Consider the following 16,661-nt stretch of genomic DNA (forward strand, 5'->3'; position numbering starts at 1 on the left):
CTCTCCCTTCTCAATTAAAAGTCAAAGGAAACTTTTGGCACTTCTTTTTCTTCTTCAGGAGTTTCTAAGAATTGGCTTGGTTTGAACCCAAATAGTTTTCCAACAATATTACTTGGGAAAGTTTCTAATTTCACATTATAATTGGATGTTGTTGTGTTATATAACTGACGTGAATAAGAAATTTTATTTTCCGTATTAGTTAGTTCTTCTTGAAGTTTAACAAAGCTATTGTTGGCTTTTAAATCTGGGTAATTTTCAGCAACCGCTAAAATACTTGAAAGCTGTCTTGTTAGCTCATTACTTGCTGTCATTGCTTCAGCAGGTGTGTTAGCTTTAGCAACTTGAGCACGCAGTTCTGCAATCTTCTCAAGTGTTTTCCCTTCGTACGCAGCATAGCCTTTAACAGTTTCGATTAGGTTTGGAATTAAATCGTTACGACGTTTCAATTGAACGTCTATTTGACTCCATGATTCTTTAGTATGCATGCGACTTCTAACTAAACTGTTATAAGCAACAATCAACCAAATAACAAACAAAGCAATAATTGCTATTAAAATCATAGTTCCCATAGTAGTAGCTCCTTTACATTTTTTCCATTATAGCAATTTTCTTTAGATTAGGAAAGTCCTGTTATTCCCATTATTAGTATTTGTGATAAAATAGAGTCATTATACGATATAGAAATTGAGGTTTACTATGACACCCCAAGCATTTTATCAAGTTCTGATAGAGCATGGTATTACACTTACTGACAAACAGAAAAAACAATTTGAAACTTATTTTAGACTTCTTGTTGAATGGAATGAGAAAATTAACCTAACAGCTATTACAGATAAGGAAGAGGTTTACTTAAAGCACTTCTATGATTCTATTGCGCCGATTTTACAAGGTTATATTGACAATAGTCCTCTTAGCATTTTAGATATTGGTGCTGGTGCAGGTTTTCCTAGTATTCCTATGAAAATCCTTTATCCTGAAATTGATATTACTATTATTGATTCACTGAATAAACGCATTAATTTTCTAAACATATTAGCTAATGAACTTGAACTTTCAGGAGTTCACTTCTTCCATGGGCGCGCTGAGGACTTTGGTCAAGATAGAGTATTTCGAGCTAAATTTGATATCGTAACAGCTCGTGCAGTAGCTAAAATGCAGGTTCTAGCAGAATTGACAATACCTTTTCTTAAAGTTAATGGTCGCTTGATTGCACTGAAAGCTGCAGCTGCTGAAGAGGAATTAATTTCTGCAGAAAAAGCTTTGAAAACACTATTTTCACAAGTAACTGTAAATAAAAATTATAAGTTACCTAATGGTGATGACCGAAATATCACAATCGTTAGCAAGAAAAAAGAAACGCCTAATAAATACCCTCGTAAAGCTGGTACTCCAAACAAGAAGCCTTTGTAAAGTTGGGAGCTAGTATGAAACATTTCTTTGATTACAAGACAATGTCTGTCGCACGTAAACTCAGCATTAGTTTTATCGCTGTTATCCTATTGGGAAGTATTTTACTTTCACTTCCAATTTTTCAATATGCTAACGCCCCTAAAACACATTACATTGATCACCTTTTCACGACTGTTTCAATGGTATGTGTAACTGGTTTATCTGTTTTTCCTATCAGTAAGGTTTATAACGGTTGGGGGCAGATTGTAGCTATTTTACTCATGCAAACAGGGGGACTTGGTTTAGTAACACTAATGTCGTTGTCTTACTATACCCTAAGACGTAAAATGTCGTTAAATGATCAGACCCTTTTGCAGTCAGCGATAACTTATAACAGTTCGACAGATTTAAAAAAATATCTCTATATGATTTTTAAAGTAACTTTAACTTTAGAAGTTTTAGCAGCCAGCATTTTAGCCATAGATTTTATTCCTCGATTTGGTTTGGGTCATGGTATCTTTAATAGTATATTCTTAGCTGTCTCAGCCTTTTGTAATGCCGGTTTTGATAATCTAGGGGCAACGAGCTTAGCTCAATTTAAACTAAATCCTTTGGTTAACATTATCGTTTGTTTCTTGATTATTTCAGGAGGACTTGGATTTGCCGTATGGAAAGATTTAATTGAAGCTACTATACAAACATCTCACAAGGGACCAAAATTAATCAAGACATTTCCAAAACGCCTCAGCAACCATTCTAAACTGGTTTTAAAAACAACAACCATTATTTTACTAACAGGAACTTTGCTTTCTTGGTTGTTAGAGTTTGGAAATTTTAGAACAATTGCTAATTTATCTCTACCTAAACAACTAATGGTCAGCTTTTTCCAAACAGTTACGATGCGTACCGCTGGATTTTCAACTATTGATTATACCCAAACTGATTTCGCAACCAACCTTGTTTATATTATCCAAATGTTAATTGGAGGAGCTCCTGGTGGAACGGCAGGAGGATTTAAAGTCACTGTTATCGCCATTTTACTCTTACTATTTAAAGCCGAACTGAGTGGCCAAAGCCAAGTGACTTTTCATTATCGAACAATTCCTTCCAGTATTATTAAACAAACACTATCGATTTTAACTTTCTTTTTTATCATACTTATTAGCGGCTATCTCCTTCTTCTGGAACTCAATCCCCATATAGATCCTTTTTCTCTTTTCTTTGAGGCATCTAGTGCCTTAGCAACCGTGGGTGTAACAATGAACACTACCAATCAATTAACTCTGGGCGGTCGAATTGTAATTATGTTCCTCATGTTTATTGGTCGAGTCGGTCCAATTACCGTACTGCTATCAATTCTTCAGAAAAAAGAGAAGGAAATTCACTATGCTGAAACAGAAATTATTCTAGGTTAGAAAAGGTCTTTTATGAAAACAAAAATTATTGGTGTACTTGGTCTAGGAATATTTGGACAAACACTCGCACAAGAACTAAGTAACTTTGAACAAGATGTTATTGCTATTGACAGCAATCCTGAAAATGTACAAGCTGTCGCCGAAGTTGTTACAAAAGCAGCTATCGGAGACATTACTGATTTAGCTTTCCTAAAACACATCGGGATCAGTGACTGTGATACTGTTATTATTGCTACAGGAAACAGTTTAGAGAGCTCAGTATTGGCCGTAATGCACTGTAAAAAGTTAGGCGTCCCACAAGTTATTGCTAAAGCTCGAAACCTTGTATACGAAGAAGTACTTTATGAAATTGGTGCTGATTTGGTTATCTCTCCGGAGCGAGAATCTGGGCAAAATGTTGCTGCAAACCTCATGAGAAATAAAATTACAGATGTCTTCCAGATTGAATCTGATATTTCTGTCATTGAATTTAAAATTCCCAAATCATGGGTAGGGAAAACTGTCGAACAATTAAATATCCGTCACAAGTTTGATCTTAACCTCATAGGTATCAGAAAAGCAAAAAACAAACCTGTCGATACCGAAGTTCCAATCAATAGTCCACTTGAAGAAGGTATTATTCTAGTGGCTATCGCTAACTCAGATGCCTTCCAACGCTATGACTATTTAGGATACTTTAACTAAAGAAAATAAAAAACTGACTATTAAGGTCAGTTTTTTATTGCCATGGGTTATAGAAACGTCCATGATTAAGGTGAATTAAATAAAGGCTTACAAACAGACTAGCTAGAGCAAGTATGATTAAGACAATGTCACTTTTTTCCAAAGATTGCTTAGAGTACCAAGTACGTCTTTTATTTTTACCAAATCGTCGAAGTTCCATAGCAGTTGCTACTGTATCAATACGTTCTAGAGAGCTAAAAATTAATGGTGTGACAATCTGCAAATTCCCCTTAATGCGTGCTACTAAGTTCGATTTTTTTGATAATTCTATTCCTCTTGCCTCTTGTGCTCGACGTATTGTATAAAATTCTTCTTGAACATCAGGTATATATCTAAGGGTCAAACTAACAGCATAAGCTATTTTATATGATAAACCTAATTGATTTAAACTTGATGCGAACTGACTAGGATTAGTTGTCATCAAAAACAAAAGAGCTAAAGGCACTGTACAAAAGTATTTTAAAATCAGATTAAAGAGGTAAAACAACTCTTGGCTAGTCACATCATATGGGCCAATTCCTTTTAACAATAAAGAAGAACTACCATAAATCTTATCACCATAATGGGGAGCAAAAAGATAGACCATTATAATATTTAAAACAGCGAATACAACAACTAAAGTCATAACAAAGGACACCTGTTGCCATTTGATTTTTGCTAATCTAAATAAGACTAGCGATCCCAATGAAACAACAATTAAAAATCTTGTATCATAAGTGGTCATGCAAGCAACAGAAACTAAAATAAAAAATAGTAACTTACTGGCACCTGATAGCCTGTATAGAAAGCCATAACCCTCTTGATAACCAATTAATTGTTTAGCCATTCTTACCTCCTTGATTATCAATGTACCATTGTGTTAGTTTCTGTGGAGATATCCCTAATCTGTCTGCTAAAGCAAATAAACTCGTTTTCTTTAAATGAGTCTTTTTCAAAAGCTCTGTATTTGAAAGGATGTTAATAGGATGATCATCTGCAACAATCAGACCATTGTCGATTACAATTGCACGATCTGTATACTCTAACATAAGCTGCATATCATGTGTAATCATAACAATGGTATGTCCATCACAACTTAGTTTATCAAGGAAAGACATCATTTCAGTATAATGCTTCATATCTTGACCAGCTGTTGGTTCATCCAAAATAATAACTTCTGGATTTAAAATCAGTATCGAAGCAATCGTAACACGTTTTTTCTGACCGAATGATAGAGCCGATATAGGCCAATTCCTAAATTGGTAGAGCCCACAAACCTTTAATATATCGTAGACACGACTTTCTATATCATTATCACTAAAACCTCTTAAACGGAGACCCAGAGCAACTTCATCAAAAACCATCGCTTGACTTATCATCTGATTGGGATTTTGCAAAACATAGCCAATTCGTTCTGCTCTTTCTTTTATAGAGTCTTGACTGACATCTTCATTATTATAAATTAGAGTAGCATTATTAGGGATAAATTGACATAACGCTTTAGCTAAAGTAGATTTACCTGCACCATTTTTCCCAACGATAGCTAACCGCTGACCTTTATATAAATCAAACGAAACATCATCTAAAGTATTATTCTCTAAATCATATGACACCGACAAATGCTGTACTGATAATAATTTATCTGTATGTTTATCTAAATCTAATGCTCGCATTTTAGGTATCAATAGTTCACTGAAATCAAAGTCATCAATAGACGTCATTGTATTTTGTTTTTCAAAGTCATATCCTAAATTTTTGAGAGCAGAAATATACAGTGGTTCTCGAATACCATATTCAGATAAAAAATTAGTTTTTAAAAGTTGATCCGGCTCCCCATTATAAATAATTTGTCCATCACTAAAAAGAACTACACGATCTACTCGCTCATAAAAAATATCTTCCAATCGATGTTCAATAATAATAGTGGTCGCATCTTGCTCTTGATGAATACGGTCAACCAATGCCATGATATCTTGTCCCGATTGTGGATCTAGATTAGCCAAAGGCTCATCAAATAATAGAATTGGGCTATCGTCTACTAAAACTCCAGCTAAACTAACCCGTTGTTTTTGTCCTCCCGACAAGTCTTGTGGACGTTTAGACAAAAGAGGAGCTATTTCTAAACGTTTTGCCCACATTTCAACGATAGAGGCCATTTCTTCCTGTGCTACAACATCATTTTCTAATGCAAAAGCAATATCTTCTGCTACTGTCAATCCTATAAATTGGCCATCTGGATCTTGTAAAACCGTAGAAACTAAATGAGACTTGTCATATATTGACAAGTCAAAAGCATTTTTATGGTTAATCGTAAAAATACCACTATATTGGCCTTTATGAGTATTTGGGATAATACCATTTAAACAATGACCAAGCGTTGACTTCCCCGACCCTGAAGGTCCTAATATCAAGACCTTTTCACCTTTAGGAATGCTTAAGTTAATCCCTTTTAAAGTTGGTTCAGATTGAACGTCATATTGAAAGGTAAAATCCTTCCATTCAATAAAATCTTTCATAGATTACTCTCTTATCCTAATCTTTGGATAAACTACCTTTTTGTGGTCGTGATTTAGCGTATGCTAGCAACAAAAGCGTACCACCTACTCCAATAGTAATGGAATTCACAAGGCTTGATAAGAAACCTTGTGCAAAAACTTTGCTTGCAGGTTCGCTATAAAAGAAAATATCACCATACGGTGCAACGACAGACCAACCTATAAGGTTAGCAATAACTTGAACTACATTAAATAGAAGCAAATCCTTCTTAGTCATGCCAGATAATTGAATAGCTAATTTTTTAGCAAAAAAGCCTATCATCAAACCTAAAAGACCACTAACTAAAACCCAAGTCCACCACGGAGAACCATATTGAATCGAATCTTTCAATGCGTGTCCGATAAAACCAGTAAAAAAACCAACTCCTGGTCCATAAATAACTGCAAATAATGCTAAAACTGCATACTGCAATTGAATATTAGTATTTGGAATTGGTGTTGGTATATTAACTAGCATACCTATAATGATAAAAAGTGCAGCTCCAATTCCAGTCGCTACAACCTTTTTTATTGTGTTTGTATTCATAAAAACCTCTCTGAAAAACAAGCTTAAACAGTCACTTACAATCTGTTCTATTTTATCATATTTCAAGCTGATTTGAAACCTTATTGACAAGAAGAACTGAAAAACGATTGAAAATAATATTAAATACCAAAAAAGATCTCAGATAGAATACCTAAGACCTTCATTAGTTTATTTTTTTCCAAAAACTGATTTTTCAGCTACAGCCGTGAACAGAACGTCTGTCGATGAATTTAAGGCTGTCTCACACGAATCCTGTATCACCCCTACAATGAAACCAACTCCTACGACTTGCATTGCAACGTCATTTGAAATACCAAATAAGCTACATGCCACCGGAATCAATAAAAGTGAACCACCAGTTACACCAGAAGCTCCACATGCTGATACAGCAGCAACCACACTTAATAAGAATGCTGTTGGAAAATCAACAGTAATTCCTAAAGTATTTACTGCTGCTAAAGTCAGGATATTAATTGTAATAGCTGCACCAGCCATATTGATAGCTGCACCAAGCGGGATAGATACTGAGTAAGTGTCTTTATCTAATCCTAAATCCTCACATAGTCTCATATTAACAGGAATATTCGCCGCAGAACTACGTGTAAAGAAAGCTGTAATACCTGAATCCTTTAAGCATCGTAATACCAAAGGGTAAGGATTTTTACGCATCATAACAAAAGCAATGATTGGGTTAACGACAAGAGCTACAAATAACATCGTACCCACCAAAACTAATATTAAAAGACCATAATCACCTAGTATACCAATACCGTTTTCTGAAATGCTAGTGAAAACCAACCCCATAATACCAATTGGGGCCAAATTGATAATCCATTTGACAACTTGTGAAGTAGCATCAGCAAAAGTTTGCATTAAATCTTTTGTACGCTGATTACTGCTTCGCATCGCCAAACCAAAAATAACCGCCCAAAATAGAATACTCATATAATTGGCCTCGGTAATGGCATGAATGGGATTATCAACAATTTTCAACAAAAGAGATTGAAAGACTTCTGAAATCCCCTTGGGAGGTAATAAGTCTGTCTTTGCTGGCGTTTTCAATATCAGTGTCAAAGGGAAAATATAGTTCACAACAACAGCGATTAGGGCCGCTGCAAAAGTTGCAGTGATATACAAACCAATTATCGTTGACATATTGGTCTTACCGCCCTCACGGTGTTGCGACAAGGCACTAATAACTAAAGTGAAAACTAAAAGAGGGGCAATAGCTTTCAACCCTCCTACAAAAAGTTGACCAAGTAAACCAATCGCAGAGGCTTTAGGGACTAAAATACCCAAGAATAAGCCAATAACGACTCCAATTGTTATTTTTTTTATCAAGCTTGTTTTTCTCCAAGCTTTTAAAAATCGTTTCATACTAAACTCCTAAAAAATTCTTAAACTCTATGATATGATAAAAAAAAAGATTCGTCAAATACCTTTTTTATTTTTTAGAGGTTGACGAATTCTAAATTTTTCTGATATAATTACTTTTTGAAATATTCAATCAATTTCGAAAATAAAATATTTTTTTGTACAGAAAGGTACATTGATGAAACTAAAAAACACTTATATCATTATCGGCTTGTTGCTTTTTGCGCTGTTCTTTGGAGCCGGTAATCTTATTTATCCAGCCTACTTAGGTATCTACTCTGGTTCTAATTGGGCGTGGGCTATCATTGGGTTCTGCTTAACAGGCGTAACTTTACCCCTACTTGGTGTTGCAGCTGTGGCGTACTCAGGAGCAACCGATGTTGAAAGCTTCACCAAACCTGTCTCTAAAACATATGCTATTTTCTTTGCAGTAGCACTATACCTATCTATTGGACCTTTCTTTGCCATTCCTCGAACAGGGGCAACCTCATTCTCAGTTGGTATTCAACCTATCTTAGGCGACAGCTCCTTAGTCAAAATTATCTATGGTTTAATTTTCTTTGGTATTTCTTATTTCTTAGCTATTAGACCTAGTCAGATTGTAGATCGTATTGGTAAATATCTAACTCCCTTTTTACTAACTGTTATTAGTATTTTAATTATTGCCTCACTCATCCATCCAGCTGCTATCGTTGGAACACCACATAACGCTTCAACGAATGTCAGCGATGCTTTCAAGGATTTACCATTCCTAGCAGGACTGATTCAGGGGTATGGTACAATGGATGCCCTTGCATCAATTGCTTTTGCTATTATCGTTATTCAAGCAAGTAAACAGTACGGAGCAATTACCAAAAAAGAAATTACTTCTATGGCACTTAAATCTGGTGCTATCGCTACATTTCTTTTAGCTTTTATTTATATTTTTGTAGGACGTATTGGTGCAACTTCACAAAGCTTGTTTAAATTTGCAAATGGTTCCTTCTTACTTCACAATACTCCAATAGACGGTGGGCATGTTCTTAGTCAATCAGCTAACTTCTATTTAGGAATTGTGGGACAAGCTATTTTAGGTACGGCTATTTTTCTTGCTTGCTTAACAACAGCTACTGGATTAATCACTGCTTGTGCGGAATACTTCCACAAATTACTTCCAAAGATTAGTCACATTACTTGGGCTACAATCTTTACTTTAATTGCTATTACGTTCTATTTTGGTGGTTTATCAGAGATTATCCGTTGGTCACTACCAGTTCTCTACCTTCTCTATCCATTAACTATAGTCTTAATTTTCTTAGTCTTTTTTGATCAAAAATTTGAAAGTAGCCGCATTGTCTACCAAACTTCTATTGCCGCCACTGCTGTCGCTGCTTTATACGATGCCTTATCAAAACTCGGCGAAATGACTGGTTTATTTACCATTCCATCCGCTTTGACCACATTCTTTACTAAAGTTGTTCCTTTAGGTGAATATTCTATGGGATGGATTAGTTTTGCAATTTGTGGTGTCTTAGTTGGTCTTATTCTAAAAAAAGTAAAAGCATAATAATTTAAAGCAGTACGAAAATTACTGCTTTTATTTTAAAATAATTATTGTAACCGCTTTCTTTTGGTGGTATAATAGCCTTGAAAATAAATAATTTTTGGAGGAACTCTAATATGAGAGCTGCAACTTATCTTTCAGCTAATGAATTATCACTTACTGATAAGGCTAAACCTCAAGTAATAAAACCCACAGATGCGGTTGTAAGACTTGTCAAAACAACCATTTGTGGTACTGATCTACATATCCTTGGTGGCGATGTTCCTGCTTGTAAACCAGGAACAACTTTAGGTCATGAAGGCATTGGTATCGTCGAAGAAGTTGGTTCTGCTGTCAATCATTTTAAAGTCGGAGATAAAGTAATTATTTCTTGTGTCACTGCCTGTAATACTTGCTATTACTGTAAGCACCAGTTGCCTTCACATTGTGAAGATGGCGGGTGGATTTTAGGACATCTTATTGAAGGTACTCAAGCAGAATATGTTCATATTCCACATGCAGATGGTAGCCTTTATCATGCACCTGAAGGTGTTTGTGACGATGCATTGGTTATGTTATCTGATATTTTACCAACTTCATACGAAATCGGCGTCTTACCTTCTCACATTAAACCAGGTGATACTGTTTGTATTGTAGGCGCTGGACCAATTGGACTATCTGCCTTACTAACTGCACAATTCTATTCTCCTGCCAAAATTATTATGGTTGATTTATCTCAAAAACGACTTGAAGCCTCTAAAAAATTTGGTGCAACACACACCATTCTATCAACGTCTACTCAAGAAGTTAAAGAAGAAATTGATAAAATTACCAAAGGCCGTGGCGTTGATGTCGTATTAGAATGTGTTGGTTATCCTGCAACATTTGATATTTGTCAAAATGTAGTTTCTATTGGAGGACATATCGCAAATGTTGGTGTTCATGGTAAACCTGTTGAATTTAACCTCCAAGATTTATGGATAAAAAATATAACCCTTAATACTGGATTAGTTAATGCTAATACAACTGAAATGCTCCTTGAAGTTCTTGAGACAGGCAAAATCGATGCAACACAACTAGTAACACATCACTTCAAGCTATCTGAAATCGAAGAAGCTTATAAGGTATTTAAAGCTGCTGAAGAAAACAATACTCTCAAAGTTATCATCGAAAACGATATTACTCCAGCCTGATAATTTTTAAACAAATAAAAATGTGAGAAGAATAGCCTTCTCACATTTTTATTTATGACTCAAGCGACGTGTTAAAAAATCACCTAAAAATTGGATAAAGAAAATTAATAATAAAATCAGAATAGTCGCTACTAAAGTAATATCATCACGAGAATAGTTATATCCTTTAGTAATAGCAACAGAACCCAATCCTCCTGCACCAATAGCGCCAGCCATAGCTGTTTCACCTACTAAAGAAATCAAAGTAACCGTTGATACTCGAATTAAATCTGGTAGACCTTCACGAAGATAAACTACAATAATATCCCAAAGTGTTCCACCTGAGGCTTGTGCAGCCTCAATAACTCCACCATCAAGTTCAGCTAAAACAACTTGAACTTGACGAGCAAAAAATGGGAAAACTGCCAAAGAAAGAGGTACCAAAGCTGCTGGTGAACCAAGTGTTGTTCCTACAATTACGCGAGTTACTGGCGCAATCAAAGCAAGAAGAATAATGAAGGGCAGAGCTCTAAAAACAGAAACAACTTTATCTAAAACTCCAAATACTAATTTATTAGCAATAACTCCTCTAGGACTAGTTAAAACAAGGAATAAACCTCCTAACAATCCCATTAAACCTCCAATAAGGAACGACCAAAAAGTCATATAAAGGGTTTGTACAATAGCTGTCTGCCAGCCGTAAGCACCTTCCCAACCCATTTGATATACATTTGGTAAATGTGTTTGAATCCACTCTATCATGCTTTACCACCTTCTTTCAATAACGTTAATTGAACTTGCGAATCTGTAATTGCTTGGCAGGCTTGTCTTAATTTTTCTTCGTCACCTGATAAGATAACTACCATTTCTCCAACTGGAATACCATCTAAAATTTCAATATTCCCATAGAGGATGTTAGCAGTTACTTCAAATTCTTTATAAATTTGATTTAAAAGCGGCTCATCCGTGCTATGCCCAGCGTATTTCAGTTGAACTAATTTGCTACCTACTGGTAGATTTTTGACAACTTCTTGTTGCTCAATCTTAAGCATTGCCTCATCAATACCAGTAGCTATTTTTATAAAATCTTGTGTAAGACTCTCTCTAGGATGTGAAAAAATGTCTAAAACTGATCCTTCTTCAATCAATTTACCATTTTGCATAACAGCAACGCGATTAGCAATGTCTTTGACAATTTGCATCTCATGTGTAATCAAAACAATCGTAAGTCCCAATTTTTTATTCAGATCTTGGAGAAGGGCAAGTATTTGTTTTGTTGTTTTAGGGTCAAGTGCAGAGGTAGACTCATCTGAAATTAAGATTTTAGGATCGTTAGCCAATGCACGCGCAATGGCAACACGCTGTTTTTGCCCTCCTGATAATTGTGAAGGATAGTTTTGAGCACGATCGGATAATCCAACAAGTTCTAATAATTTAGCAACCTTAGCTGCTTTCGCCTCTTTTGATAAACCTGAATGTTTAAGAGCAAAAGCTACATTCTGCTCTGCTGTCAACTGTGACATTAGGTTAAAATGTTGAAAAATCATTCCAATTTCACGGCGCTGTTCGCGTAATTGTGTGCTAGTCAGTGTCACCTTGTTGTCGTAAATAACTTGGTCATCAATAGTAATTTTACCTGCTGAAGGTTCTTGTAGCAAATTAATAACACGAACAAGGGTAGATTTTCCGGCTCCTGAATAACCGACAATTCCATATATATCACCTTGATTAATATGGATAGTAACATCTTTAACAGCATTAATCTCACGTTTCTTTTGGTGGAAAGTAACATCAATGTTGTCTAATTTAATAATTGGTTCTTTACTCATATGATTCTATTAAAGCCTCCACTAATTCAATATGGGTGTAATAATCAGCAATACTAACATTTTCATCAACGCCATGGTCTCGACTATTGGCATGTCCTATGCCAATAGCTGCAATTGGCGCTCTTAGAGCTTGATGAACTAAATACATTGGTCCTGTACCTGGTGAGGTAGGTAACAGAGATATCCCTTCTGGATAAAATTGCTCAGCTAAATCAACAACCTTTAGGATAGATGGCGCTGACATATCACTACGATAAGACATTTCACCAAGGGTATAGGTTAGCTCAATGTCTTTAAAGCCATTCTCTTTCAAATGATTTTGTATTGAATCTAGTACACCTTTCGGGGTTAACCCTGGTACTAACCTAACCTCTGCTTTACATTTAGCATAAGCAGGTAAAATTGTTTTGACGCCTTCACCTTGATAACCTGAGGTTATACCTTCAATGGCTATAGAAGGTTCAAAATAAAGCTTTCTCAAAAAAGTTTTATGACTATCTGCTAAACTGGGCAAAACTAATTGGTAAGCACCTTCTAGCGCCTTTGCAGATCTATAAGAATATTTTTCAACTAATTCTAACTCTCTCTTAGTAGGGGGAATAACTTTATCATAAATACCTTCTACCAATATATGACCTTTGTTATCCCTTAACGTATTGAGGGCTTGAATTAAATACCATGTCGAGGAATCAACAACCCCACCAAAGGATGAATGAATATCAACATCCGCTGAACTTACTGATAAATCAAAAGTGACAATGCCTTTATTTCCACCAGCAATTTCCAACTGTCCTTTAGGATTTTTAGGGCCATCTTCCCACACGATCAAATCAGCCCCTTGTAGCTGCTCTTGATACTTTTCTAAATAATAATCAAGGCCTACTGAAGCTGATTCCTCTGCTCCTTCCACAATAAAAGTGATATCTAGAGGAAGTTCCCCTTTGTGTCTTGATAAATATTTTTTAACTGCTGATAAACGTGCGGTAATGTGACCTTTATCATCATCTACACCACGTCCATACATCTTACCATATCGAAGTGAAAGTGTAAAAGGGTCCTCAGTCCACTGTTCTACCTCATCTGCTGGTACAGTATCATAATGATTGTAAAAAATAATACGCTTAGCATCTACTTTTGATGATTTGAAATTTGCCACGATAAAGGGAGCGCTATAGCTGTCATCTATAATGACTTCTGCGCCAGCTTTTATGAAAACTTCTCCAAGATAGCTTGATAAGTCATTTAAACCAACTTTCTGAGCAAAAATTGACTTAATTGCAATTAAATCTCTTAAAATATTGATATCATCCTGAACAATAGTATCAGATAGAAACTTTTGAATTTGATTTTCTTCGTTTGTTAAAGTCATCTTTCATCCACCTTCCTTCAAAAACAATCCAAGAGCCTGGCACATTGTATTCGTCCCAGGCCCTTTATGGCTATATGGCTGATAAGTTGTATCCTATTAGGATTCCCTGTTAAACTTATACAGTCAATTCACGTTACCATTGTGGAATATCAGCTGAAGTATCTTTGATAACTTTTTTCACTTCATCTGTGTGATAAGCATCCAAGATAGCTTGGATAGCTTTAGCGTTCTTTTGCTTTTTCCAATTTTTACGTCCCGCAATGATATTAATCCATTGTTTTGAATTTTTATCTGATTTCTCAACAAAGATAGCATCTGAAGGTTTTAAATTAGCTTGCTCAATGTATGTATTATTAATAATAGCTGCATCTACATCTTTGAGTGCACGTGGTGTTTGACTCGCATCTAACTCCTGAATATTAATATCCTTTTTATTAGATGTGATATTAGCAACTGTTGCAACCTTCTTACCAGAAACATTCAATTTGATTAAACCTGCTGACTGAAGGACATACAATGCACGGCTACCATTTGTTGCATCATTTGGAATTGCAATAGTGGCTCCTTTTTTCAATTTTTTAAGAGATTTTACCTTCTCAGAATAGATACGAATTGGAGCTAAGTAAGTCTTTTCAAGTGGAATTAAGTTTTTCTTATTTTCCTTATTCCAGTTTTCTAAGAAATTGTAATGTTGAAAGGCATTAATATCCACATCCTTATTGGCTGTCGCTTGATTTGGTTGTGTATAATCTGTAAATTCTGTAAATTTGATTTTAGCTTTATCACCTACTAGCTTTTCAATTTTATCCCAACGTGCTTTTTCAGTGTCAGAAAAGGTCATAACACCAACTTTAACAACTTTACTTGAAGTTGAGCTTGCTGAAACTTCTTGATTACTAAATGTGACTCCTAAAAGTGTTGTTAAGGCTAATCCTAAGACAATATGTTTTAACTTCATAATAAATTCCCTCAATTTTTGTGATAAAGATATTATCCCATAGGAAGTTATTAGAATCAAATTGTTATAAACTGTCTCTTGTTATAGTTTTAAACTATATAACAAAAAACTAAGGATTGACATCTCCTTAGTTTTTATTACTACTTCTCCTTAGGAGTAACGAGATCTTTCTCATTTGGTACGTAATCACCTCCAAGGTATTCTTTAGCTATTTTTGAAAGTGTCCCATCTTTACGTAATTGTTTAAGGCGATTATTCACATACTTTTGCAAGTCTTTTTGATCCTGACCAAAGATGAAATAAATATAAGGCTGATCTCTCATAGTCAAAGGGATGGTTTTTAAATTCGTGAGACCTTGATTCTTTATGATAGCGTTAACAGTTGGTCCGTCAAAAAGTTTAAAATCAGCTTTTCCATCACTCAAATTCGTTAGAATCTGTGTAATATTTTCATTAGTATATTTTAGAGTAACAGGATTTTTCTGATGCTCTTTATTGAAATTTTCTAATTGCTTGGCAGTTGTCGTTCCTTGGACAACCTGTGTTTTATGACCACTAATATCATTATAAGCTTTGATATTACTATTCTTAGGAACTGCTAAAACTGAAGGAGTAGAGCCTATTGGGTATGAAAATAAATATTTTTGAGATCTCTCTGATGAATAAGAAATATTATTTCCACCCATTTGAAACTTTCCTGAATCAATGCCGGTAAATACCGATGACCATTCTGTTTTTTTAAAAGTGACTTTATAGTTATCTGAACCTTTAAAAACAGCTTTGGCTACTTCAATATCAAAGCCAGTCAGTTTCCCATCCTTCACATAAGAAAAAGGTGCCGTTGTTCCAACAGTTGCAAAATTAACTTCTTTTTTGCCCGTCTTAGTAGTATGAGATTTTGAGCTACAAGCAGCTAGAGACGCTACTGTCACTAAAATAATTCCTGTTACACTTAACACTTTTTTTATTGTCATCTTTTTTCTCCTCTTTAATTGTACACGACATCATAACATCTTTAAGTTTTTAACTAACACTTATCTTCTATCGTCTGAGAGTTTTTGCTATTATATGGATGCTACGTTTCATTAACAAAATAACCAAATAAGGTTTGGTTTTCAATTTGGTGAAGCATTAATTCTGGATGCCATTGAACACCTATAATACATTGTTCTGTTCGACTTTCATAAGCTTCTACTGTCCCATCTCTAGGATCTCTAGCACTAACTATCAGACCTTCAGCTAACAGTTTAACACTTTGTCTATGAAGAGAATTGATCTTAAAATCACCTGATATAAAGCCTTCTAGAAAACTCCCTTTTTCCACATTTAAATAATGAGCAAATCCAATGTAAGGCTCTTGATAGTGATTATCAATAGATTGATTAAGTGTACCACCAAGCGCCACATTTACTAACTGCATGCCACGGCAAATCGCAAAGATTGGTTTATTTTGTTTCAACGCTTCTTCGACTAATGCAAATTCAAAAATATCACGCGCAAGTGAATAATCATCACTCTCAATTATCTTCTCTTCACCATAATAGGATGGTAAAACATTTTGGCCACCAGATATGATCAGCTTATCTATCATCTCAACATAAGCTTTGGCACTTTCTGCTTCACTTATTGGTAGGATAACTGGTAACCCGCCTGCGTTTTTAACTCCTTCCGAAATATGCCTAGATACCGAATCATAATAATAACCTGGAATATCTGACATTTCTCTTTCATTTCCTGTAATACCAATAATAGGCTTTGTTAACATTTTGCTCCCTCATCAACCAACAACTGTCTAATAATTATCATTTTACACCTAAAAAAACTTTTTGAATAATATTTTTTACCTATCA

Annotated in this window: 16 protein-coding genes; 5 read left to right on the top strand and 11 right to left on the bottom strand. The window is 35.1% G+C overall.

Annotated features, from left to right (window positions below; translation table 11 throughout):
• Positions 1-14: 14 nt before the first annotated feature.
• Positions 15-569 (bottom strand): LemA family protein, encoded by a 555-nt coding sequence (locus EGX96_RS02295; RefSeq protein ID WP_000537055.1) that lies wholly within the window; start codon positions 567-569, stop codon positions 15-17.
• A gap of 127 nt (positions 570-696) precedes the next feature.
• Between EGX96_RS02295 and rsmG the strand changes: the two genes are divergently transcribed.
• Genes rsmG through EGX96_RS02310 form a run of 3 tightly spaced genes read left to right on the top strand, consistent with a single transcriptional unit; the run spans position 697 to position 3,488 of the window.
• Complete coding sequence (gene rsmG / locus EGX96_RS02300; protein WP_000188793.1) at positions 697-1,410, top strand: 16S rRNA (guanine(527)-N(7))-methyltransferase RsmG; 714 nt, start codon at positions 697-699, stop codon at positions 1,408-1,410.
• 14 nt (positions 1,411-1,424) lie between these two features.
• The gene (locus EGX96_RS02305) at positions 1,425-2,804 is read left to right on the top strand and encodes a TrkH family potassium uptake protein (protein ID WP_000680112.1); all 1,380 of its coding nucleotides are present in this window, start codon (positions 1,425-1,427) and stop codon (positions 2,802-2,804) included.
• 12 nt (positions 2,805-2,816) lie between these two features.
• Positions 2,817-3,488, top strand: coding sequence for a potassium channel family protein (locus EGX96_RS02310; protein WP_000850144.1), 672 nt, complete (start codon positions 2,817-2,819; stop codon positions 3,486-3,488).
• Between the two features lie 34 nt (positions 3,489-3,522).
• On the opposite strand, the gene EGX96_RS02315 is transcribed toward EGX96_RS02310, so the two are convergent.
• From EGX96_RS02315 to sstT, 4 genes are all read right to left on the bottom strand, one after another.
• On the bottom strand, positions 3,523-4,353 hold the full coding sequence (locus EGX96_RS02315) for an energy-coupling factor transporter transmembrane component T family protein (protein WP_001118813.1): 831 nt from the start codon (positions 4,351-4,353) through the stop codon (positions 3,523-3,525).
• Positions 4,346-6,022 carry an ABC transporter ATP-binding protein gene (locus EGX96_RS02320; RefSeq protein ID WP_123957814.1) on the bottom strand — a complete coding sequence of 559 codons (1,677 nt, stop codon included), beginning with the start codon at positions 6,020-6,022 and terminating at the stop codon, positions 4,346-4,348. The genes EGX96_RS02315 and EGX96_RS02320 overlap by 8 nt, the downstream gene beginning before the upstream one ends.
• Positions 6,023-6,038: 16 nt before the next feature.
• A complete protein-coding gene (locus EGX96_RS02325; RefSeq protein WP_001095696.1) occupies positions 6,039-6,587 on the bottom strand; it encodes an ECF-type riboflavin transporter substrate-binding protein in 549 nt (182 codons plus the stop codon).
• 168 nt (positions 6,588-6,755) lie between these two features.
• Entirely contained in the window at positions 6,756-7,964 is a 1,209-nt protein-coding gene (gene sstT / locus EGX96_RS02330; protein WP_000819596.1) for a serine/threonine transporter SstT, read from the bottom strand.
• A gap of 175 nt (positions 7,965-8,139) precedes the next feature.
• Between sstT and brnQ the strand changes: the two genes are divergently transcribed.
• Together brnQ and EGX96_RS02340 are read left to right on the top strand one after the other, a co-directional pair.
• Positions 8,140-9,507 (top strand): branched-chain amino acid transport system II carrier protein, encoded by a 1,368-nt coding sequence (gene brnQ / locus EGX96_RS02335; protein ID WP_000769341.1) that lies wholly within the window; start codon positions 8,140-8,142, stop codon positions 9,505-9,507.
• A gap of 113 nt (positions 9,508-9,620) precedes the next feature.
• The gene (locus tag EGX96_RS02340; RefSeq protein ID WP_001200719.1) at positions 9,621-10,676 is read left to right on the top strand and encodes a zinc-dependent alcohol dehydrogenase family protein; all 1,056 of its coding nucleotides are present in this window, start codon (positions 9,621-9,623) and stop codon (positions 10,674-10,676) included.
• Positions 10,677-10,724: 48 nt separating this feature from the next.
• On the opposite strand, the gene EGX96_RS02345 is transcribed toward EGX96_RS02340, so the two are convergent.
• The 6 genes from EGX96_RS02345 to EGX96_RS02370 all read right to left on the bottom strand — a co-directional run bounded on the left by EGX96_RS02345 (position 10,725) and on the right by EGX96_RS02370 (position 16,576).
• Positions 10,725-11,417 (bottom strand): methionine ABC transporter permease, encoded by a 693-nt coding sequence (locus EGX96_RS02345; protein ID WP_000574037.1) that lies wholly within the window; start codon positions 11,415-11,417, stop codon positions 10,725-10,727.
• Positions 11,414-12,484, bottom strand: a complete 1,071-nt coding sequence (locus EGX96_RS02350) for a methionine ABC transporter ATP-binding protein (RefSeq protein ID WP_000032379.1) — start codon at positions 12,482-12,484, stop codon at positions 11,414-11,416. The genes EGX96_RS02345 and EGX96_RS02350 overlap by 4 nt, the downstream gene beginning before the upstream one ends.
• Entirely contained in the window at positions 12,477-13,853 is a 1,377-nt protein-coding gene (locus tag EGX96_RS02355; RefSeq protein ID WP_000176657.1) for a M20/M25/M40 family metallo-hydrolase, read from the bottom strand. Before EGX96_RS02355 ends, EGX96_RS02350 begins: the two co-directional genes overlap by 8 nt.
• A gap of 133 nt (positions 13,854-13,986) precedes the next feature.
• Positions 13,987-14,811, bottom strand: a complete 825-nt coding sequence (locus EGX96_RS02360) for a MetQ/NlpA family ABC transporter substrate-binding protein (protein WP_000768250.1) — start codon at positions 14,809-14,811, stop codon at positions 13,987-13,989.
• 140 nt (positions 14,812-14,951) lie between these two features.
• Positions 14,952-15,785 carry an amino acid ABC transporter substrate-binding protein gene (locus tag EGX96_RS02365; protein ID WP_000152903.1) on the bottom strand — a complete coding sequence of 278 codons (834 nt, stop codon included), beginning with the start codon at positions 15,783-15,785 and terminating at the stop codon, positions 14,952-14,954.
• Positions 15,786-15,886: 101 nt separating this feature from the next.
• Positions 15,887-16,576 carry a gamma-glutamyl-gamma-aminobutyrate hydrolase family protein gene (locus tag EGX96_RS02370; RefSeq protein ID WP_000956420.1) on the bottom strand — a complete coding sequence of 230 codons (690 nt, stop codon included), beginning with the start codon at positions 16,574-16,576 and terminating at the stop codon, positions 15,887-15,889.
• Positions 16,577-16,661: the final 85 nt, after the last annotated feature.

Source organism: Streptococcus sp. FDAARGOS_520 (assembly GCF_003812685.1).
Classification (GTDB): Bacteria; Bacillota; Bacilli; order Lactobacillales; family Streptococcaceae; genus Streptococcus; species Streptococcus agalactiae.

What these genes read in the sequence shown, in the direction of transcription:
- EGX96_RS02365 (WP_000152903.1), bottom strand. Translation starts at nt 15,785, where the DNA reads ATGACAATAAAAAAAGTGTTAAGTGTAACAGGAATTATTTTAGTGACA.
- EGX96_RS02355 (WP_000176657.1), bottom strand. Translation starts at nt 13,853, where the DNA reads ATGACTTTAACAAACGAAGAAAATCAAATTCAAAAGTTTCTATCTGAT.
- EGX96_RS02360 (WP_000768250.1), bottom strand. Translation starts at nt 14,811, where the DNA reads ATGAAGTTAAAACATATTGTCTTAGGATTAGCCTTAACAACACTTTTA.
- EGX96_RS02340 (WP_001200719.1), top strand. Translation starts at nt 9,621, where the DNA reads ATGAGAGCTGCAACTTATCTTTCAGCTAATGAATTATCACTTACTGAT.
- brnQ (WP_000769341.1), top strand. Translation starts at nt 8,140, where the DNA reads ATGAAACTAAAAAACACTTATATCATTATCGGCTTGTTGCTTTTTGCG.
- EGX96_RS02310 (WP_000850144.1), top strand. Translation starts at nt 2,817, where the DNA reads ATGAAAACAAAAATTATTGGTGTACTTGGTCTAGGAATATTTGGACAA.
- EGX96_RS02325 (WP_001095696.1), bottom strand. Translation starts at nt 6,587, where the DNA reads ATGAATACAAACACAATAAAAAAGGTTGTAGCGACTGGAATTGGAGCT.
- EGX96_RS02320 (WP_123957814.1), bottom strand. Translation starts at nt 6,022, where the DNA reads ATGAAAGATTTTATTGAATGGAAGGATTTTACCTTTCAATATGACGTT.
- EGX96_RS02315 (WP_001118813.1), bottom strand. Translation starts at nt 4,353, where the DNA reads ATGGCTAAACAATTAATTGGTTATCAAGAGGGTTATGGCTTTCTATAC.
- rsmG (WP_000188793.1), top strand. Translation starts at nt 697, where the DNA reads ATGACACCCCAAGCATTTTATCAAGTTCTGATAGAGCATGGTATTACA.
- EGX96_RS02305 (WP_000680112.1), top strand. Translation starts at nt 1,425, where the DNA reads ATGAAACATTTCTTTGATTACAAGACAATGTCTGTCGCACGTAAACTC.
- sstT (WP_000819596.1), bottom strand. Translation starts at nt 7,964, where the DNA reads ATGAAACGATTTTTAAAAGCTTGGAGAAAAACAAGCTTGATAAAAAAA.
- EGX96_RS02345 (WP_000574037.1), bottom strand. Translation starts at nt 11,417, where the DNA reads ATGATAGAGTGGATTCAAACACATTTACCAAATGTATATCAAATGGGT.
- EGX96_RS02370 (WP_000956420.1), bottom strand. Translation starts at nt 16,576, where the DNA reads ATGTTAACAAAGCCTATTATTGGTATTACAGGAAATGAAAGAGAAATG.
- EGX96_RS02295 (WP_000537055.1), bottom strand. Translation starts at nt 569, where the DNA reads ATGGGAACTATGATTTTAATAGCAATTATTGCTTTGTTTGTTATTTGG.
- EGX96_RS02350 (WP_000032379.1), bottom strand. Translation starts at nt 12,484, where the DNA reads ATGAGTAAAGAACCAATTATTAAATTAGACAACATTGATGTTACTTTC.